The following is a 20,439-nucleotide window of genomic DNA, read 5'->3' as shown; positions in this document are numbered from 1 at the left end:
ATCCCAGCGGCAAGCTGCACATGGGGCATGTGCGCAACTACACCATCGGCGACGTGCGCAGCCGTTTCAAAAAAATGCAGGGGTTCAACGTGTTGCAGCCGATGGGTTGGGACGCGTTCGGCATGCCCGCTGAAAATGCGGCGATTAACCACCAAGTCGCGCCGTCCAAATGGACGTATGAAAACATTGCCTATATGCGCAAGCAGTTGCAGAGCTTGGGCTTTGCGCTGGATTGGGAGCGCGAAATCGCCACCTGCCGCCCCGAATACTACCGCTGGGAGCAGCTTCTGTTTACCAAGCTGTTTGAAAAAGGCATTGTGTACAATAAGTTGGGCACGGTGAACTGGGACCCGGTCGACCAGACCGTGCTGGCCAACGAGCAGGTGATTGACGGACGCGGCTGGCGTTCCGGCGCGCTGGTGGAAAAGCGCGAAATCCCGATGTACTACTTCAAAATCACCGATTACGCCGAGCAGCTGCTGGCGGATTTGGACGGCTTGGACTGGCCGGAGCAGGTGAAAACCATGCAGCGCAACTGGATTGGCAAATCGCGCGGCATGACGGTACGTTTTCAGGTAGCCGCCGACAGCCGCGAAGGGCTGCCGGAAAGCCACCGCGAGTTTGTGCAGGTGTACACCACCCGCCCCGACACGCTGATGGGCGCGACGTATGTGGCCGTGGCTGCCGAGCATCCGTTGGCCGCTGCTGCAGCCGAAAAGCAGCCTGCACTGCAAACGTTTATCGCCGAATGCAAGGCGGGCAGCGTGGCGGAAGCCGATATGGCGACCATGGAGAAAAAAGGTATGCCCACCGGCCGCTTCGTCATCAACCCGCTCAACGGCGAGCGGCTGGAAGTGTGGGTGGCGAACTATGTGCTGTGGGGCTATGGCGACGGCGCAGTGATGGCGGTGCCTGCGCACGACGAGCGCGATTTTGCCTTTGCCAAACAATATCATCTGCCGATTAAACAAGTGATTAGCGTGGACGGCCAGCCGTTCGACACCGCCGCTTGGCAGGACTGGTATGCCGACAAAGAAAATGGCGTGCTGGTAAACAGCAACGAATTCAATGGCTTGAATTTTCAGGCTGCCTTCGATGCCATTGCCGCCAAGTTGCAGGCTGCTTCTGCGGGCGAGCCGAAAACGCAATACCGCCTGCGCGACTGGGGCATTTCGCGCCAACGCTATTGGGGCTGCCCCGTGCCGATTATCCATTGCGATACCTGCGGCGATGTGCCCGTGCCGGCAAAAGATTTGCCCGTGGTGCTGCCTGAAAATGTCGTGCCCGACGGCGCAGGTTCGCCGCTGGCCAAAATGCCCGAATTTTACGAAACCACCTGCCCGAAATGCGGCGGCGCGGCCAAGCGCGAAACCGACACCATGGACACGTTTGTGGAATCGAGCTGGTACCAGTTCCGCTATATGTCGCCGCGCGACGACGCGCACATGGTGGCGCCCGAAGCCGCAGCGTATTGGGGGCAGGCCGACCAGTATATCGGCGGTATCGAGCACGCGATTCTGCACCTGTTGTATGCCCGTTTCTTCACCAAACTGATGAACGATGAAGGCATCGTGTCCGTGCGTGAGCCGTTCAAGCAATTGCTCACACAGGGTATGGTGCTGGCGGCGACGTATTACCGCGAAAGCGCGGACGGCAAAAAAACCTGGTTCAATCCCGCTGAAGTGCGTGTGCAGACCGACGACAAAGGCCGCCCCGTGTCCGCCGTGCTGGAAGCGGACGGGCAGCCCGTGGTCATCGGCGGCGTGGAAAAAATGTCCAAATCCAAAAACAACGGCGTGGATCCGCAGCAAATCATCGATGCCTACGGCGCGGACACCGCCCGCCTGTTTATGATGTTCGCCAGCCCGCCCGAGCAGTCGCTGGAATGGTCGGACGCAGGCGTGGAAGGCGCGCACCGCTTCCTGCGCCGCCTGTGGCGCACCGTGTATGAGTTCGAACAGGGCGGCACGGCCGCAGTGTTTGCAGGTAGCCACAACTCACTTTCAGGTAGCCTGAAAGAGTTGCGCTTCAAGCTGCACAGCACCATCGCCAAAGTAACGGACGACTACGACCGCCGCCAGCAGTTCAACACCGCCATCGCCGCTGTGATGGAGCTGCTGAACCAGTATGATGCCACCGCCAAAAACGGTGCATTCGCCGAAGCACACGGCCGCGAAGTGGCGCAGGAGACTCTCGAAACCGTACTACTTCTGCTGTGGCCCATTGTGCCGCATATTTGCGAAAACCTGTGGGAGCAGCTGCGTGAGGGCGGCAATGTGTGGCAGCAGCCCTGGCCGAAAGCCGATCCCGCCGCGCTGGTGCAAACCGAGATGGAGATGATGGTGCAGGTAAACGGCAAACTGCGCGATAAAATCACTGTTCCTGCCGAGGCCGACAAAGCCACCATCGAAGCTGCCGCCCTTGCCACCGCCGGCGCACAGAAGTTTATGGAAGGCAAAGCACCGAAGAAAATCATCGTGGTGCCGAAACGGCTGGTGAATATCGTGGTGTAAGGCCGTTTGGCTGAATAAAGGCTACCTGAAAACCAATTTGGCTTGTTCAGGTAGCCTCAGCCGGCAAACAGATCGATACTAGCCCAACCGAATTCTGCAAGTCATACGACAGGCAATTAGAGGAGATTGCTCGGCATTATTTGCAGCCGTGAGCAACACAAAAGGCTACCTGAAATTTTCAGGTAGCCTTTTCCCAATCGGGCGATGCGGCTTACATCAGTTATACGGGTTGTGCACGCTGCGCACCAAATCTTGCAGGAATTCGCGCACTTGTTTTTCGCTGCAGCCCATCAGTAGGGCGTCTTCGAAGGTATCTTGTGCGAGCTGGTAGAGTTCTTGCATGTTTTCCTGCATCACTTTCACTTTTTCGGTGCACGATACGATGCTGCCGTCGTCGCTGTGCCATTTGGGCAGGGTGGGCATATTCATGATGCAGGCCTTTAGCGGGTGAAGCGGGTGGAGCGGTCTACCCGGCGGGCGGTGATGTAGCGGTTTTCCCAGTAGGTGCCGTTCATGCTGGTGATTTCGATGTCGCGGCCGGTGCGCGGGGCGTGGATGAAGCGGTCGTTGCCGATATACATACCGACGTGGGAAACACGGCCGCCACCGCCGAAAAATACCATGTCGCCGGGTTTGAGATTGGCACGGTCTACCTGCTGGCCTACGGTGGCCATCTCGGCGGAGGTGCGCGGCAGGGTAATGCCCATGCTGCGTTTGAAGATGTATTGCATGAAGCCGCTGCAATCGAGGCCTTGGGTGGGGGAGTTGCCACCGAAGCGGTAGGAGAGGCCGATGAGGCTCATGGCGTTCATGATGAGGTCGCCGGCTTCGTCTTGGCTGCCGGAGGAGGAGCGGTTGCCGGAAGATGAAGATTGTCGGCTGGATGCGGGGGCATTGTTGCTGTGGTTGGTGCGTTCGCGGATCAGACGCTCGAGTGCGTCGTTATCCAATCCTTCCGGGGCAGCGTATGCGGCGGGAGCGAGGCCGAAAGCAAGGGCGGCCAGGGCGCAGAGGGTTGCTTGTTTTATCCACTTCATCAATCTGAAACTTTCTTGTTTTGCCCATGTTATAGCATAGTGCGGTAAGGCACGGCAATGTGTTTGGCCGGGCAGTGTGCAATAGGGGCAGTTTGTGCGCACCGGTGGGCGCGTATGTTATGCTGTGTATCTATTTGTGCGGACACTGGTTCCGCTAGGGGGCTGTATGGTTAGATCTGCCATGCCCGCTTTGGGCGATATCAATCGTTTGCGTCAAATCGTGGCCACGCTGGCGCGGCACGGTTTGGGCGGTTTTCTCAGCCGGATTAAGCTGAACCGGGCTTCTTGGCTCGGCGGCTCGGCAGCGCAGGAAGATGCTGGTGGGTTGAGCACGGCGCATCGTTTCCGGCTGGCGTTTGAGGAGCTGGGGCCAACCTTTATCAAGCTCGGCCAGATTTTGGCCACCCGGGTTGATATTTTCAACGCCGAATGGATTGAGGAATTCGAGCATCTGCAAAGCAGCGCGAATCCCTTACCTTTCGAGGCGATTCTCTCTTTGCTCACCGAGCAGCTGGGTTGCCCGCCGGAGCAGGTGTTCCAACACATCGACAGCGAGCCTTTAGGCAGTGCCTCCATCGCACAGGTGCACCGCGCGGTGCTGCTCGATGGCAGCGAGGTGGCGGTAAAGGTACGCCGGCCGGATATCGAACCGCTGATTCGGGCAGATTTGCGTATTCTAACCCATCTGGCACAGCTCACCGAATCGGAAATGCCGGAAACCCGCCGCTATCAGCCGGTGCAGATGGTGCAATATTTTGCCAAAAGCCTGGCCAGGGAAACCGATTTGCTGGCCGAAATGCGCCATTTGCAGCGGTTTGCCACATTGTATGCCAACCATCCGGCAGTGCATATTCCCAAGGTCTATCCCGAATACAGCAACCGGCAGGTGCTGGTGCAGGAGTACGTGGCTGCCACCCTGCTGAAAGATACCGACATCGAATTGCTGGGCACCGAAGAGCGGCATATTCTGGCCTGCCGCATCACCGACGTGCTGCTCGATATGATACTGGGGCAGGGCCTGTTTCATGCTGATCCGCACCCGGGCAATATCTTTATTTATCCCGATTTGCGTATCGGCCTGATCGACTTCGGTATGACAGGCTACCTGAATCCGGTGCGCCGGCAGGAAATCAATGCGCTGATTGAAGCCCTTATCCACCGTGATCCGTTTGCCGTGCAATATATCCTGAGCAACTGGGCACAGGGCGATATTCCCGATGAAGACCTGCTCGGCGCCGACGTGATGGAAATGCTGCTCGACTACGAACACACCGCCGTGCGCGATTTGCGCGTCAGCCAGGTGATTAACGATTTAACCCGCATCATGCGCGAGCACGAGCTGGCCTTGCCGGGCGATTTGGTGATGCTGTTCAAAGCCCTGCTCACCCTTGAAGGCGTGGTGAAACGGCTGGATGGCAGCTTCCAACTGCTGGAGCACGCCAAACCGATTGTGCAGAAAGTGATCCGCCAGCGCCTTTCGCCACAGCAACTTTGGCGCAGAAGCCGCACGCAAAGCCGTATGCTGGGGCAGATGCTGGGCGAGTTGCCTAAAAACCTGCTGCGCCTCAACCGCAATCTGCAAAGCGGCCGGCTAAACGTGAACCTGGATTTGAAACGCCTCGACAGCTTGAACCGGCACTTGGAATACAGCGCTAACCGGCTGACTATGGGCATGGTAACGGCGGCGTTGATTATCGGTTCATCCATCCTGCTTAGCAGCAATATCGGTCCGAAGCTGTTTGGCTTGTCGTTTGTGGGCTTCCTCGGCTATCTCTTGGCCTTTGCCAACAGCCTGTGGATTATCTGGTCTATCTGGCGTTCGGGCAAACATTAAAACAAAACTTTTCAAGCGCGTAAAAAAGTGTATGGCAAATAGTGGCGGCAACGAGGAGAAGATGGGCGGCAGGCAAACTCTTCATATCGGATGGCCAAAGCACATCATTCCCTACAGCATAGGCTCACTTTGCCACATTACCCCTATTGCCCATGGTTCCCTACCTGGCAGGGAAAATAGCTATGGCTGTAATCAGAAGGCTACCTGAAAAACCATTTTCAGGTAGCCTTCTTGCCTCTGCGGCACTAAACCGCATTAAATCTCAACACATCACATGCACCACATGCGTGGCCAAGCCGCCGGTGGAGGTTTCGCGGTATTTCCGGTTCATGTCTTTACCGGTTTCATACATGGTTTTGATTACCTCGTCCAGCGACACCACCGGCTCGGTGGTACGTTGCAGCGCCATGCGCGAGGCGTTGATGGCCTTGATGGAGGAAATGGCGTTGCGCTCGATGCACGGCACCTGCACTTGTCCGCCCACCGGGTCGCAAGTGAGGCCAAGATGGTGCTCCATGGCGATTTCGGCGGCAATACATACTTGTTCGACAGTGCCGCCTTGAATCTCGGTCAGCCCGGCAGCGGCCATGGAGCAGGCCACGCCCACTTCGCCTTGGCAGCCTACTTCCGCGCCGGAAATGGAGGCATTCATTTTATACAGGCTGCCGATGGCGCTGGCCGTGATTAAATAACGCAGGATGTGTTCGCCATCGGCTTTGAAAATAAAGTGGTCGTAGTAGGCCAACATGGTGGGCACGATACCGCAGGCGCCGTTGGTGGGCGCGGTAACCACCCGTCCGCCCGCCGCGTTTTCTTCGTTGACCGCGAAGGCCACCATATTTACCCAATCCACCGCGGCCATCGGGTCTCTCTCGTTTAGCCCGTTTTTCTCAAACTGCTTGCGCGAGAGCGGTGCGCGCCGTGGTATTCGCATAGGGCCGGGCAGCACACCTTCGGCGTGCAAGCCACGCTGGATACAATCGCTCATGGTCTGCCATACAGAGCGTACATAGTCGCGCACTTCCTGATCCGGCCGCAGGGCGCATTCGTTGCGGAACATCAATTCGGAGAGGGTGAGATTATGCTCGTTGCACTGGCGGATGAGATCTTCAGCATTGGTGTAGGGATAGGGCACATTCACCGGGGCAGATTGCTTGCCGCTGTCGGCAAATTGTTTTTCAGTCACCACAAAACCGCCGCCGATGGAGTAAAACACTTCCTGCACCACCAACTCATCACCGATATAGGCTTCTAAGCGCATACCGTTTTCATGCAGCGGCAGGAAGGATGAATGGAACACGAAATCGTGTTCGTAGTCGAAAGGGGTATGGTGGCCGCCAATATCAGGGAGGGTTTTGTTGCGCAATACTTGCTCGATGAATTTAGGGAAGGCGGTGGTGTCTACCGTATCCGGCTCATAGCCCGCCAAGCCGCCGATGATGGCGTGGTCTGTGCCGTGGCCTTTGCCGGTAAATGAGAGCGAGCCATACACATGGGCGCTAAAGCGGGTAATCTTATCTAGCAGCCCCTGTTCGATAAGCTGTTGGCGAAACAGTACGCCGGCACGCATCGGCCCCACAGTATGTGAACTAGACGGGCCGATACCAATTTTGAACATGTCGAAAATACTGATCATTTTTTCCACCCCTTTAATTCATAGTGGGCCAACCAGAATCAGAACAAGGCGGCCGGCTGCAAATAATACATATACACAGCATGGGGAGCCAATACCTTACTGATTTGAAGTTAATCCACTATAGTTATTCAACTTTTCGTATCGATCAATATCTTACCAAATCTGCCCGTGGCAGCATAGGGTGTACCGCTGTGTGCCGAGCAGCGCGAATGCAGTTTTCCCTTGAATAATGCTGGACAAGTTGCCGCTACCTAGGCAAAATGCGCACATTGCCTGTTTGATGCAGCAAGGATGTTGTGGGAAAGTGTAAGAAGCTTGGGCAATATTTTTTGTGATGCATACTGCATAATTGTACAAAAACAGTGCAGTATGGCTAGCTATTTATTTTTAATCAACTACATTATTTAGAGGTTAATATGCCACAAACGTTGATTCAAGTGTCCGGTATGAAGAACAAAACGGATGGGGACCGCTTGGTTTTGAAGGGTGAAACTGTTGCGGGTGTGAGAATGGTGAATGCCAATCATGACGACGGCCGCGTAGTGATTACACACGGTGATGGCTTCGACATTGAAGCATTCAAAGCCGCCCTCTCGGCAGAAGGTTTTACCGTGGCATAACCGTATCGGTCAAACAACCACAAACGGCTTCCGCAAAGGAAGCCGTTTTGCTTTTTCAGGTAGCCCTTTGCAGTGAGGCTACCTGAAAATTGTCTGCACGCGCTAATCAAACAAATCCTGCTGCCCGGTACGCTGCGGCAACACCTGTGCCTTGGCCGTGCCGGTTTCAAAATGCAGCTGCAGCACCTGCCCGCTGTGCAGTCTGCCCGCATCGCGCACCACTTTGCCCGTGCGGTCGGTAATCACGCTATAGCCGCGCGACAGCGTATGCTGCGGCGAGAGAGCTTCCAAAATGCCCGCCTGCTTTTGGCACTGCGCCTGCTTTTGCGCCAAGAGCGCGGCTATATGGCGGTTGAGCTGGACAGTCTGCGCTTGTAGCTGTCGAGCAGCAGTGTGCACTGGTGGCCTACTGCGGCGGCACAGCTCGGCCAAGTAGGCCAGCTGCTCCTGTTTGCGGCGCAGGTGGCGCAGCATATGGTCGGCCAGCATTTGGCGGCTGCGCAACAAACCGGCTTGTTGTTCCTGCCATTTCTGGCGCGGGTGGCGCAACTGCGCGGCATGCCAATCGAGCCGTTGCGCCGCGTCTGTGTAGCGCCGTTGCAGCGTGTGGCGCATATGGCTGTGCAGGCGGCACATTTTGTCCAGCTGTTCCGCGCGGTTCGGGCTGGCCAGCTCGGCGGCGGCGGTGGGCGTGGGTGCGCGCACGTCGGCGGCGAAATCCGTGAGCGTGAAATCCGTTTCGTGCCCCACCCCGCTCACCACTGGAATCGGGCAAGCCGCCACCGCGCGCACCGCCGCCTCTTCGTTAAACGCCCACAAATCCTCAATGCTGCCCCCGCCACGGCACACAATCAACACATCTGCCTGCGCGTGTTCTGCCGCCGCCGCAATGGCTGAGGCTACCTGAAACTCGCTGCCCGCGCCCTGCACCACCGTGGGATACACCACCACGCGCACATCCGGCGCCCGCCGCCGCAACGTGGTGACCACATCGCGCAATGCCGCCGCCGCCAGGCTGGTGACCACGCCGATACACTGCGGCGCAGCGGGCAACGGCCGTTTGCGTGCCGCATCGAACAAACCTTCTGCCTGTAGGCGCTGCTTCAGCCGTTCATACGCCTCAAACAGCTGCCCCAGCCCCTTGCGCCGCACTTCCCGCACATTAATCTGAAACTCCCCACGCGCCTCATACAGCGTAATTTTGCCCAACACCTCTACTTCCTCGCCCTCGCGCAACAGCACGGCCAGCGAGCGGACGGCATGCTTAAACAAAGTGCAGCGCACCTGGGCGCGTTGGTCTTTTAAAACAAAATAATAGTGCCCGCTCGCCGCTTTCACCAAATTCGACACTTCGCCGCCCACCCACAGCCCGGCGAGCTGGTCTTCCAGCAGATTTTTAGCCAAATGGTTTAGCTCGGAAACAGAAAGCGCGGCGGGGGCGAATAGGTCGGACATGGCAGGATAGCGAGACAATAAACAAAGGCGGCATTATACAAGGGGAAGGCTACCTGAAAAATCGGGCGGATAGATTTTCAGGTAGCCTTCATCGCCCTAAAGGCTACCTGAAAACGGATACAGCACGTTGTGCCCAAACAGCACGCACATTTTTCAGGTAGCCTTTCCCTGCCCGGCAATATGTTAAAATACGCCGTTTTCAATTCGGATTTTCCGCCATGTCCAATATTCCAGACCAAGTGCGCCGCCGCCGCACGTTTGCCATCATCTCCCACCCTGATGCGGGTAAAACCACGCTGACTGAAAAACTGCTGCTGTTTTCAGGTGCGATTCAAAGCGCGGGCACGGTAAAGGGCAAGAAAACCGGCAAATTCGCCACCTCCGACTGGATGGAGATTGAGAAGCAGCGCGGCATTTCCGTGGCATCCAGCGTGATGCAGTTTGACTACCACGACCACACCGTCAACCTGCTGGACACCCCCGGCCACCAAGACTTCTCCGAAGACACCTACCGCGTTTTGACCGCCGTGGACAGCGCATTGATGGTCATCGACGCGGCAAAAGGCGTGGAAGCGCAAACCATCAAACTCTTGAACGTCTGCCGCCTGCGCAATACGCCGATTGTCACGTTCATGAACAAATACGACCGCGAAGTGCGCGATTCTTTGGAATTGTTGGACGAAGTGGAAAATATTTTAAAAATCCGCTGCGCGCCCGTTACTTGGCCGATCGGCATGGGCAAAAACTTTAAGGGCGTGTACCACATCCTGAACGACGAAATCTATCTCTTTGAAGCCGGCGGCGAACGCCTGCCGCACGAATTCGACATCATCAAAGGCATCGACAATCCTGAATTGGAACAACGCTTTCCGTTGGAAATCCAACAGCTGCGCGACGAAATCGAATTGGTGCAGGCTGCTTCCAACGAGTTCAATCTCGACGAATTTCTCGCCGGCGAACTCACGCCCGTGTTCTTCGGCTCTGCGATTAACAACTTCGGTATTCAGGAAATCCTCAATTCATTGATTGAATGGGCGCCTGCGCCGAAACCGCGCGATGCGACCGTACGCATGGTCGAGCCGGACGAGCCGAAGTTCTCCGGATTTATCTTCAAGATCCAAGCCAATATGGATCCGAAACACCGCGACCGTATCGCCTTCTTACGCGTCTGCTCCGGTAAATTCGAGCGCGGCATGAAGATGAAACACCTGCGCATCAACCGCGAAATCGCCGCCTCCAGCGTGGTCACCTTCATGTCGCACGACCGCGAGCTGGTGGAAGAAGCCTACGCAGGCGACATCATCGGTATCCCGAACCACGGCAACATCCAAATCGGCGACAGCTTCTCCGAAGGCGAACAACTGGCATTTACCGGCATCCCATTCTTCGCGCCCGAACTGTTCCGCAGCGTTCGCATCAAAAACCCGCTGAAAATCAAGCAACTGCAAAAAGGTTTGCAACAGCTCGGCGAAGAAGGCGCGGTACAGGTTTTCAAACCGATGAGCGGCGCGGATTTGATTTTGGGCGCGGTCGGCGTGTTGCAGTTTGAAGTCGTTACCTCGCGCCTCTCCAACGAATACGGCGTGGAAGCCGTGTTCGACAGCGCATCCATCTGGTCGGCGCGCTGGGTATCGTGCGAAGACAAGAAAAAGCTGGCGGAATTTGAAAAAGCCAATGCGGGCAATCTGGCGATAGACGCAGGCGGCAATTTGGCGTATCTTGCCCCCAACCGCGTGAATTTGAACCTGACGCAGGAACGCTGGCCGGATATTGTGTTCCATGAAACCAGGGAACATGCGGCGAAGCTGAGTTGATAAAGAGGCTACCTGAAAAGTTAGGTGGTCATGTTTTAACTGTGTTAAAGCTGCGCTTTCAGGTAGCCTGAAACCGGATGGAAAAAGTGGAATGGCTTGGTTTGAGTTTGAAGAGGAAGAATGGGAGCAGTTGAACAAACTGGCGCTGGTAGTAGCGCTAGTGTGGGTGGCATTGCTGCTGCTTACCCGGCCCCTGGTATGGAAGGCGGATGCTTCGAAGCTGGCTATGGTGGTTTTGTGTTGTTGGCGGTAGCTTGTGTGCGTTGGTTTTTCCGCTGGCCGGCGGGAGAAAAACAGAGTTTGAGCAGCGGCGGGCAGTTTAGAGGCAGAATGTCGAGCGTGATGTGGGGAGTGTTGCTGGCTGGTGTGCTGACAAAGGTGGTGGTGAATGGTGTGGTGCTTGCTTCGCTGCTGCCGATGGAACCAATGGTACGGCAAGCCAAGCTGTTGGATACACGGGGGAGCCGGAATGGTTTTAATACATGGGTGTTGGAACTGGAAGACGGCACGCGTTTTGATGTGGAATATGCCTTTTTGAGGAGTGTACCAAAGAGCTTGGTGGGGCAGACGGTGCGGATAAAGATACAGGAGAACCGGCTGGGTTATTATGTGCGGCCGGAGTAGAAAAATAGATAGGAAAAGGCTACCTGAAAATTTTCAGGTAGCCTTTTTCAATACGATGGGTATAGCAGGAATAAGCCCGGCAAGCTGTTAATCCGGTGCAGCTGTCGGGTTTATTCTTGTTAAGTCAGGAAGAAATATGCCCAAGCCGATACCACGATGATGGATAGGATATTCAGCAGGAAACCAACCTGCATCATTTCTTTCTGCTTAATCAGCCCCGAGCCGAACACAATCGCATTGGGCGGCGTGGCCACGGGCAACATAAAGGCACAAGACGCACCGATGCCGATAATCAGCACCAACACTTCCTGATTCATGCCCATTTTGGCGGCAATGGTGGCGAATACCGGTACCAGTAGCGCGGCGGAGGCGGTGTTGCTGGTGAATTCGGTGAGGAAGATAATGAACGTGGCCACCACCAAGATAATGACCAAGGGAGAAGCATGGCCGAAAGATGCCGCTACTTCATTACCCAAAGCGGCAGAAGCGCCGGATTTTTCCATTAATACGGAAAGGGTGATGCCGCCGCCGAACAGCATCAGCGTACCCCAGTCGGTGTTGCGGGCCACTTCGCGCCAGCTCACCACACCAAACATCACTACGGCCACTGCCGCCACCATGGCGATGAAGCTGTCGATCGATTTGATGCCGGTGGCTTTGCCCAGCTCCCCGCCAAAAATCCAGCACAGGGCGGTAACCACGAAAATGATGACGGTAATCACGCGGTGCAAGGTCCACGGAATATCTTCTTTTTGTTGGACATCCACTTTTTCGGCAAAGTTCGGTTTCAACACCACAAACAGGGAAAACAGCATCAGGGGCAGCAGCACCAGCATCATCGGCAGGCCGTGCTTCATCCAGCCGGCGAAGTCCAAATTGAGCGCTTTGGCGGCAATTGCATTGGGCGGAGAGCCCACCAGCGTGCCCAAGCCGCCGATGCTGGCACAGTAGGCAATGCCCAGCAGTACGAATACATAGGTTTTGCGGTCTTTTTCCTTATCGACGTGCCCCATCAGCCCCATGGCCAACGGCAGCATCATCGCGGCGGTGGCGGTATTGCTGATCCACATGGAAAGGCCGGTGGTAACGGCAAACACCATCATCACCGCCGCCAGCATATTGCCGCGCGAGAGCGAAATCACCAGCATGGCGATTTTTCTATCCAGCCGCTGCACGTGCATGGCTGCCGCCAGCGCGAAGCCGCCGAAAAACACATAAATAATCGGATCGGAAAAGCCGGCAAAGGCTTCTTTGGTGCCCATATCCGGAATTTTGAAGAAAATCGCTAATAGTGGCACCGTAAGCGCGGTAACGGTGATGTGCACCGCTTCGGTAAACCATAAAATGGCCACAAACAGCAAAATAGTCAGCCCGGCATTGGGATAATGCTCATAGGGCAGAATTTGGTAGGCAATAGCAGATATCACGGCCGCAATAATGGCGATGATCAGCCCGCGAAAGCTGGTTACTGGTATTTGCGCACTTTGCAGCTCAAAGTTTTCTGGCAAATTGGTTTGGCTTGGGTTCTCTCGGAAGTTCATGAATCCGTCTCCATAAAGTTTGGTTAAGCTTTATCTTCACATTCTTTATTGTTGCGACCATGAGCGTGTGTGCACTCACGGCGGCAGAATAAGAGCTGGTAAAGGTTCTGTCAATTATTGATACTTTTGTTTTAATCTATTTATATATTTGTATATCAACCTGACTGCTGAACAGGCTACCTGAAAAAAGGCTACCTGAAAGGATCATTTTGCCGAAACTTCGCTGCACTGAGCTTTCAGGTAGCCTATAATCCGCGCCGTTCCCGCCACTTAAACGCATCCATCATGAGCCACACCGAATCCCCATCCGAAACCCAAACCCAAGCCGAAACCGAAACTTGTTTCCACTGCGGCCTGCCCGTGTCGCGCGGTTTGGATTTGCTGATTGAATTTGAAGGCGCGAGCCATCCGGCTTGTTGCGCGGGCTGTCAGGCGGTGGCGCAGAGCATTATTGCCGCCGGGCTGGGTAGCTACTACCACCGCCGCACGGCGGAGGCGGAGCAGGCGGTGTTGCTGCCGCCGGAAGTGTTGGAACAGCTGAAGCTATATGACCTGCCGGACGTGCAGGCGGAATTTGTGGAAGTGAAGGCGGAAAACGAGCGCGAGGCGGTGCTGATGCTGGGCGGGGTGACTTGTGCGGCCTGCGTGTGGCTGATTGAGCAGCAGCTTTTGCGGCTTTCAGGCGTGCTGCGTGCGGAAATCAACTACAGCACGTTGCGCGCGCGGGTGGCGTGGGACTGCTCGCAGGTGGCGCTGTCGGACATTTTGCTGAGGGTGCGTCAGAGCGGCTACGAGGCTTCGCCTTATGACGCGCAGCGGATGGAAACGCAGGCGGCGGCGGAGCGCAAGCAGGCGCTCACGCGCTTGTGGGTGGCCGGGCTGGCCATGATGCAGGTGATGATGTATGTGGTGCCCACTTATCTGCATGCGGGAGAAATCGAGCCGCGTTTTTTGTGGATGCTGCATTGGGCGAGCATGATTCTCACGTTGCCGGTGTTGCTGTATTCGGCGGTGCCGTTTTTCAAAGGGGCGTGGCGCGATTGGAAAAACCGCCGCGCGGGCATGGATACGCCGGTGGCGATTTCGATTGCGGCGGCGTTTTCAGGTAGCCTTTGGGCGCTGTTTCAGGGGCGGGAAGAGGGGATTTATTTCGATTCGGTGTCGATGTTTGTGTTCCTGCTGTTGGGCGGGCGCTATTTGGAACAGCTGGCGCGGCGCAAGGCGGGCGATGCGGCCGAGCGGCTGGTGAAGCTAGTGCCGGCGTTTTGCCACCGGCTGCCGGATTATCCGGATACGGCGCAGGTGGAAGAGGCGGTGGTGGCGCGGCTTTCCGGCGGCGAAGTGCTGCTGGTGAAGCCGGGCGAGGTGCTGCCGGCAGACGGGGTGGTGCTGGAAGGAGAGAGCGAGGCGAACGAGGCCATGCTCAGCGGCGAGAGCCTGCCCGTGCCGAAAGCAGCGGGCGATGCGGTAACCGCCGGCACGCTTAATGGCGGCAGCCCGCTGATTATCCGGGTGGAGCAGGCGGGCAGCCAAACGCGGCTGTCGCACATTGTGCGCCTGCTGGATCGGGCTTTGGCGGAAAAGCCGCACATGGTGGAGCTGGCCGACCGCTACGCGGCTTGGTTTGTGGGCGCGCTTTTGCTGCTGGGCGTGCTGGTGTTTGCGGGTTGGACTTGGTATGCCGATGTGCAAACTGCGCTGTGGATTACCGTGTCGCTCTTGGTGGCCACCTGCCCGTGCGCCTTATCGCTGGCCACGCCTGCCGCGCTGGCGGCTTCCACCGGTCACTTGGCGGGCGAGGGCGTGCTTATCAGCCGCGGGCACAGTTTGGAAACCTTGGCGCGGATCGACACCGTGGTGCTCGATAAAACCGGTACGCTCACCACCGGCCAGCCGGCCGTGTGCGCCGTGCACACCGCCGAAGGCATCAGCCAAGAGTTGGCCGTAGCGCTGGCGCAGCTGCTGGAACGGCAGAGCGAACACCCCGCCGCCCGCGCCATTGCTAATCTGCCGCCCGCCACGTTGGCGCTGGAGGCGGAAAACTATTTAAACCGCGCCGGGCACGGCATCAGCGCGCAAGTGCGGCATGAAGGGCGGCTGGAACAATGGCGCATCGGCCGTTTGGATTATGTGGCTGAACTTTCGGGCAGGCTACCTGAAAGTTTGCAGGCCGAGCATGCCGGCGGCGCGGTGTATTTGGGCAGCGCAGCCGGCTTTGCCGCCGTGTTCCTGCTGCAAGACCAAGCCAAACCCGAAGTGCCTGCCATGCTGGCCGAATGGAAACGCCAGGGCTTGAGCCTGCACCTGCTCAGCGGCGACAGGCAGGCCGCAGCCGATGCCGTGGCAGCCGCTTTGCCGCTGGATGCGGTGCGCGCTGAAGCCACGCCGGAAGACAAGCTGGCTTATGTGCAGGATTTGCAGGCGAAAGGGCATAAAGTGCTGATGGTGGGCGACGGCATCAACGATGCACCCGTGCTGGCGCAGGCCGATGTGTCGGTGGCCGTGGCCGAAGGCGCCGACGTGGCACGCGAAGGGGCGGATGTGTTGCTGCTCAACGGCAATATGCGCACGCTGCCCTACCTCACCACCCAAGCCAAACGCACCGCGTGGATTGTGCGCGAAAACCTGTGGTGGGCGGCCGGCTACAACCTGATTATGGTACCGCTGGCAGCGGCGGGCTTCGTAACGCCGTGGGTAGCCGCGCTGGGCATGAGCCTGAGCTCGCTCCTGGTTTCCGCCAACGCCTTGCGCCTGCTGCGTCGGGCGAAATAGGGGAAGGCGGCTACCTGAAAGCACGGTTTGGCAAGTATAGTGAATTAACAAAAACCAGTACAGCGTTGGCTCGCCTTGTCGTAACGTGTGTACTGTCTGCGGCTCGCCGCCTTGTCCTGATTTTTGTTAATCCACTATATTTTCCCGGGCGGCATTTCAGGTAGCCTTTTTGTTTGGCGCTGGGGCGGCGTTGCCGCGCCGATGCTTTTTTGGGTTTCAGGTAGCACGAACTGGATTTTCAGGTAGCCCGCAAGTTTGTAGATTGGGCTGCACGGCCTGTTTTTTAAAACAGCACCACTTCCAGCGATACGCTGTGGTCAAACGGTTTGCCGGCAAACAGGCGGCGGTCGCCTTTGGGGCGGTAGGCGAAGTTCAGCGTGTGCTGGGTGTAGTAGCGGTAGTCGCTGTAAAAACGCGCGTGTCGGCCGTTGAGTCGCAGTTGGGCGGTTTGGCCGGGCGAGAGGGTAAACAGGCTGCGCTTGGGGCGCGGGGGCTCGCCGTAGAAACCGTTGTCGTCCAGCCGGATTTGCAGGGCTTGGCTTTCTTGGCAAAAATGCAGGCTTTGGAAGTGTTCGGGCAGGCTGGCGAAGGTTTGAAACTGGCTCTCTTCGGGCTCAAAACGGCCGCTGTGCCAAGGATGTTCGGTGTAGGCCTGGGTGTGGACGGCAAAACCGGATGCGTCCAGCCAGGTGTCGGGCAGGGGCAGCACGCGCGGCAGGCTGTTGCGGCGGGTGGCGTGTTTGGCGGGGCGGCTTTGGGGCGTGTGCCATTTCACGGAGATGATTTGGAGGGTGAGCATGGTGCGGCGGGATGGGTTGCGGGCTTCGGATTGTGCCACAGTTTGGCAGGCAGGGCTTGGGCTACCTGAAAGCCCTGCTTCAAGCAAGCTAAAACGCGCCCTTTGCTGCAAATGTGAGTTTCGCTATATTGCTGCTGCGTTATTCGCAATATTTTCAGGTAGCCTTTCAGCGGGTATATCCTAACCGAAAGGCTACCTGAAAATATTTGGCTGGTTGAGGATTGGATTAGCTGTTTTTTCATCGCGCCGCCAATGGGTTTTGTGGGCGAAGACGGGGCGGTTGCTGGTGTATTTGATGTATTCAAGCTGGAGCTGCCAGATATCGCTGGGAAAAACTTTGGCGATGGGGTTGGCTTGGGCGTAGAGATCGAGTGCGGCACGGCGTTCGGCGGAGTGGTCGATGCATTCGGCGCGGGCGGCAAACTGGATACCGCAGATATCACGGATACTCGCGGGCTGGCCGGCGATGGTGCCGGCAATATGCGGGTTGCGCAGCATCAGGCGGCCGTGTTGGGTGTTTTTGCCGGTGAGCACGATGAGGCGGGCGGCAGCGGGGTCGAATACATAGAAGCAGCTGGCACTCCACAGTTCGCCTTCGTGGCAGGCGGCCAGGCTGACAACGTGGTGGTTGGTGAGGAAGGCTTGGATATTGGCGGGCAGGGGCGGCATGGCAGGGCTCTATATAGGCGGAATAGCTGGAAGTTCAGTTTCTATGCAGCTATCAAAGAATAGTATTTGCAGGCAGGAAAACGGATGAGGCTACCTGAAGCTTGGTTTTCAGGTAGCCTTTTTCGGTTCAGCCGCGGCACATCAGGCGTTGGGTTTCGTGCCACATGCCGTCGGGGCGTTGTTCGACCACGGCGATGAGGCCGGGGGCTTGGTGGGCGAGTTCGGCTGCGGTAATGGTTTGTTCAAACGGGATACGGGCGGGGGCAAGGTAGGCGAGGCGGGGCAGGGGGTAGAAGCGTTGTGTGGCTTGGGCGGGGTAGTCTGCCCATTGTGGGAGGAGGGGGCCGCTCCAGCCGAGGGGGTTGAGTGGGTTGCCGTTGAGGTTGCCGTCTGGGGTGAAGCCAGTGCCGCGGATGATGGTGGCGGTGTGTAGGGCTGAGCTGCTAAGGTTTTTGGCTTTGTGCAAATCTGTTTCGCCTGTATTGGCTTTGCAGGGGTTTGCTTCACTCGTTTTAGCTCCGCAGAAACTCACTTCGCTCGTTTTAGCTCCGCAGAAACTCGCTGCGCTCGTTTTAGCTCCGCAGAAACTCGCTGCGCTCGTTTTCAGGTAGCCTTGGAGTGGGGCGGGCAGTTGGGTGCGGGCTTGGGGGGTGTGGAAGAGGCGGCATTGTTGCTGTAGTTTGGCGGCTTTGCCGAGCAGGGTGTCGGCGGGGTTGAGGCCTTGGAAATTGTCGGGTGTGGTGCCACCGTAGTATTTGCAGGTGAGTTCGAGGTGGTAGGGGGTGGAGTCGAGCAGGCAGAGGAAGTCGGCGGCGCCGAGGGTGTGGCCGCTTTCGCTGCGGATGGGGTGGTTGCGGGCGATGAGTTGGCAATGGGGGGCGTGTGCCAGCCAGAAGGCGAGTAGGCTTTCGGCGTAGTGGCCTAGGCGGTGGCCGAAGGGGGCTTCTTGTTCGAGCCATTGCGTCAGTGGGGCAGGGGCATCGTCGAGGCTAAGCAGGAAGCGGAAGCCTTGGCTGCCGAGTAGGCGGGGGATGGGGAGCTCGCAGCCGCTGTGCCATAGGGGCGGGGCGGTGAGCAGGGCGGCGAGGTCGCGCACGGCGGGGTGGCGCAGCCGCCACCAGATGGCATCGAGGGCGTAGTTCATGTTTGAGCGGGGATGGAGTGGGATGGAGGGAATGTAGCGATGGCGGGGTGGGCAGTCAAGTTGTCTCAAAAGGCTACCTGAAGGGAGGGCGTGGTTTCAGGTAGCCTTTCTTGTTGATTGTGTGTGAAATCATTTGTTTTTTATGGGGTGACACCGGATAATGCGCGCGACGCGGCGTGTGCCGGATGAATTAATTGAGGCTGTGTATGTATAAAACGAAGAAGCGTGGCTGGCTGCCGTGGGTGGTTGGGGTATCGCTGTTGTTGGCGGTGGAGCTTTTAATCGTGCAGATGCGCGATGTGCTTTCGCCGTTTGTGGTGGCTGCGGTGTTGGCCTATATTTTGAACCCGCTGGTGGAAAAGCTTTGCCGACACAGGGTGCGGCGTGCGATGGCGGCGATGCTGGTGATGGTGTTTGCACTGCTGCTGCTGGTGCTGTTGCTGCTGATTGTGGTGCCGATGTTGGTGCAGCAATTTGGCAGTTTGCTGGGTAAACTGCCGGAATTGGTGGCGTTTGCGCAAAATAAGGCGCTGCCTTGGATTAATCATATGCTGGACACGCATTGGGTGTTGGACGACCAATCGGTATCGAAATGGCTAAGCGGCCATGTGGGCAGTGTTCAGGCAGGGCTTTCCAAGGCGCTGCCGGCCTTGTTGGAAAAGGGCGGCAGTTTGGTAACCAGTTTGGGCAATTTGATGGTGCTGCCATTTTTGCTGTATTACTTCCTGCTGGATTGGTCGCGCTGGGCAGAGGGAATTAACACTATGATTCCGCGCCGCTATCTGGCAGCCTATACGCGCATTGGCGGCAATATGGATACGGTGTTGGGCGAATTTTTGCGCGGGCAGCTGATTGTGATGCTGATTATGGGGCTGCTCTACGGTTTGGGCTTGATGCTGGCGGGTTTGGAATCTGGCTTTGCTATTGGTATGGTGGCGGGGTTGTTGGTATTTGTGCCGTATTTGGGGGCATTTACCGGCCTGCTGCTGGCCACGATGGCGGCGCTGTTGCAGTTTGGCACGTGGCAGGGGCTGATTACGGTGTGGGCGGTGTTTGCCGTGGGGCAGTTTTTGGAAAGTTTCTTTATCACGCCGAAGATTGTGGGCGACCGCATCGGGCTTTCGCCGTTTTGGGTGATTTTCGCCTTGATGGCTTTCGGCAGCCTGCTGGGTTTTGTGGGCATGCTGCTGGCGCTGCCTTTGGCTGCGGTAACGCTGGTGCTGCTGCGCGAGGGCGTGGCGGCATATATGGATAGCAGATTCTACCGGCGCGAGAAATAGTCGGGCAGGGCAGTCGTTGTTCGCAAAGGCTACCTGAAACGCAGCGCAGCGGAGTTTTGGTGCAACTAGAGTTTCAGGTAGCCTTTAGTGTGGCTTGGGCAGTTTGGGCAGGCTGGAAAATGCGCCAGGCTGCACCGCTTTTGTTGTATCGGGCAAACGCTCTTTCCCTACTTGCCCGCCGTTTGCCGAAAATAGTTCGTGGCTGCTTGCATTTAGGCAACATCGCCAGTAAAATGCCGCGCTTACGGATTTTATTTTACTTATCAGGAGATTTTTCATATGGCCAATAGCGCCCAGGCACGCAAACGCGCCCGCCAGTCGCAGAAAAACCGTGCACACAATGCCAGCCTGCGTACTGCTTTCCGTACCGCAGTGAAGAAAGTTTTGAAGGTTGTGGAAAGTGGCGATAAAGCCGCCGCCCAAGCCGAATTCGTGGCAGCCACTAAAGTGATGGACCGCATCGCCGACAAAGGCGTGTTCCATAAAAACAAAGCCGCCCGCCACAAAAGCCGCTTGGCTGCCAAAATCAAAGCCATGGCCTAAGCCGCTTGCTGCATAAACGCTGCCGCATCTTGCAAATAGATGCGGCTTTGTTTTGCGCGGAAGGTTTGTATAGTGAATTAAATTTAAACCAGTACAGCGTTGGCTCGCCTTGCCGTACTATTTGTACTGTCTGCGGCTCACCGCCTTGTCCTGATTTT

Annotated in this window: 15 protein-coding genes; 7 read left to right on the top strand and 8 right to left on the bottom strand. The window is 57.1% G+C overall.

All coding sequences use genetic code 11. The features are described 5' to 3' along the window. A partial coding sequence (gene leuS / locus ACO6EE_RS07360) for a leucine--tRNA ligase (RefSeq protein ID WP_485960301.1) occupies nt 1-2,513 on the top strand: 2,513 nt, incomplete at its 5' end. 216 nt (nt 2,514-2,729) lie between these two features. On the opposite strand, the gene ACO6EE_RS07355 is transcribed toward leuS, so the two are convergent. Beyond that, nucleotides 2,730-2,942 carry a hypothetical protein gene (locus ACO6EE_RS07355; RefSeq protein WP_023886922.1) on the bottom strand — a complete coding sequence of 71 codons (213 nt, stop codon included), beginning with the start codon at nt 2,940-2,942 and terminating at the stop codon, nt 2,730-2,732. A gap of 11 nt (nt 2,943-2,953) precedes the next feature. Continuing rightward, entirely contained in the window at nt 2,954-3,550 is a 597-nt protein-coding gene (locus ACO6EE_RS07350) for a C40 family peptidase (RefSeq protein ID WP_485960300.1), read from the bottom strand. A gap of 166 nt (nt 3,551-3,716) precedes the next feature. Between ACO6EE_RS07350 and ACO6EE_RS07345 the strand changes: the two genes are divergently transcribed. Beyond that, the gene (locus tag ACO6EE_RS07345) at nt 3,717-5,384 is read left to right on the top strand and encodes an ABC1 kinase family protein (protein ID WP_485960298.1); all 1,668 of its coding nucleotides are present in this window, start codon (nt 3,717-3,719) and stop codon (nt 5,382-5,384) included. 262 nt (nt 5,385-5,646) lie between these two features. On the opposite strand, the gene ACO6EE_RS07340 is transcribed toward ACO6EE_RS07345, so the two are convergent. Then, on the bottom strand, nt 5,647-7,020 hold the full coding sequence (locus tag ACO6EE_RS07340; RefSeq protein WP_485960296.1) for an L-serine ammonia-lyase: 1,374 nt from the start codon (nt 7,018-7,020) through the stop codon (nt 5,647-5,649). 722 nt (nt 7,021-7,742) lie between these two features. Next, on the bottom strand, nt 7,743-9,095 hold the full coding sequence (gene xseA / locus ACO6EE_RS07335) for an exodeoxyribonuclease VII large subunit (RefSeq protein ID WP_485960294.1): 1,353 nt from the start codon (nt 9,093-9,095) through the stop codon (nt 7,743-7,745). A gap of 218 nt (nt 9,096-9,313) precedes the next feature. Between xseA and ACO6EE_RS07330 the strand changes: the two genes are divergently transcribed. Further along, nucleotides 9,314-10,909: a peptide chain release factor 3 gene (locus ACO6EE_RS07330; RefSeq protein WP_485960293.1), complete on the top strand. Its 1,596-nt coding sequence runs from the start codon at nt 9,314-9,316 to the stop codon at nt 10,907-10,909. A gap of 198 nt (nt 10,910-11,107) precedes the next feature. Then, on the top strand, nt 11,108-11,533 hold the full coding sequence (locus ACO6EE_RS07325) for a hypothetical protein (RefSeq protein ID WP_485960292.1): 426 nt from the start codon (nt 11,108-11,110) through the stop codon (nt 11,531-11,533). 119 nt (nt 11,534-11,652) lie between these two features. On the opposite strand, the gene ACO6EE_RS07320 is transcribed toward ACO6EE_RS07325, so the two are convergent. Then, the gene (locus tag ACO6EE_RS07320; protein ID WP_485960291.1) at nt 11,653-13,074 is read right to left on the bottom strand and encodes an SLC13 family permease; all 1,422 of its coding nucleotides are present in this window, start codon (nt 13,072-13,074) and stop codon (nt 11,653-11,655) included. Between the two features lie 285 nt (nt 13,075-13,359). Between ACO6EE_RS07320 and ACO6EE_RS07315 the strand changes: the two genes are divergently transcribed. Continuing rightward, entirely contained in the window at nt 13,360-15,846 is a 2,487-nt protein-coding gene (locus tag ACO6EE_RS07315; RefSeq protein ID WP_485960289.1) for a heavy metal translocating P-type ATPase, read from the top strand. A gap of 283 nt (nt 15,847-16,129) precedes the next feature. Here the strand turns inward: ACO6EE_RS07315 and ACO6EE_RS07310 are convergent, their stop codons facing one another. From ACO6EE_RS07310 to ACO6EE_RS07300, 3 genes are all read right to left on the bottom strand, one after another. Next, nucleotides 16,130-16,732 (bottom strand): hypothetical protein, encoded by a 603-nt coding sequence (locus tag ACO6EE_RS07310; protein WP_485960287.1) that lies wholly within the window; start codon nt 16,730-16,732, stop codon nt 16,130-16,132. A 105-nt stretch (nt 16,733-16,837) separates the two neighbouring features. Beyond that, nucleotides 16,838-17,314 (bottom strand): pyridoxamine 5'-phosphate oxidase family protein, encoded by a 477-nt coding sequence (locus ACO6EE_RS07305; protein ID WP_485960285.1) that lies wholly within the window; start codon nt 17,312-17,314, stop codon nt 16,838-16,840. Nucleotides 17,315-17,441: 127 nt separating this feature from the next. After that, a complete protein-coding gene (locus tag ACO6EE_RS07300) occupies nt 17,442-18,458 on the bottom strand; it encodes a DUF1853 family protein (protein WP_485960302.1) in 1,017 nt (338 codons plus the stop codon). A 206-nt stretch (nt 18,459-18,664) separates the two neighbouring features. On the opposite strand from ACO6EE_RS07300, the gene ACO6EE_RS07295 reads away from it, so the two are divergent. Further along, nucleotides 18,665-19,738 carry an AI-2E family transporter gene (locus ACO6EE_RS07295; RefSeq protein ID WP_485960283.1) on the top strand — a complete coding sequence of 358 codons (1,074 nt, stop codon included), beginning with the start codon at nt 18,665-18,667 and terminating at the stop codon, nt 19,736-19,738. 279 nt (nt 19,739-20,017) lie between these two features. Then, nucleotides 20,018-20,281: a 30S ribosomal protein S20 gene (rpsT, locus tag ACO6EE_RS07290; protein ID WP_003823349.1), complete on the top strand. Its 264-nt coding sequence runs from the start codon at nt 20,018-20,020 to the stop codon at nt 20,279-20,281. Nucleotides 20,282-20,439 lie beyond the last annotated feature (158 nt).

This window comes from Eikenella sp., from assembly GCF_057315495.1.
Note: the sequence above shows the minus strand (reverse complement) of the source record. Positions and strands in the feature narration are given on the sequence as shown.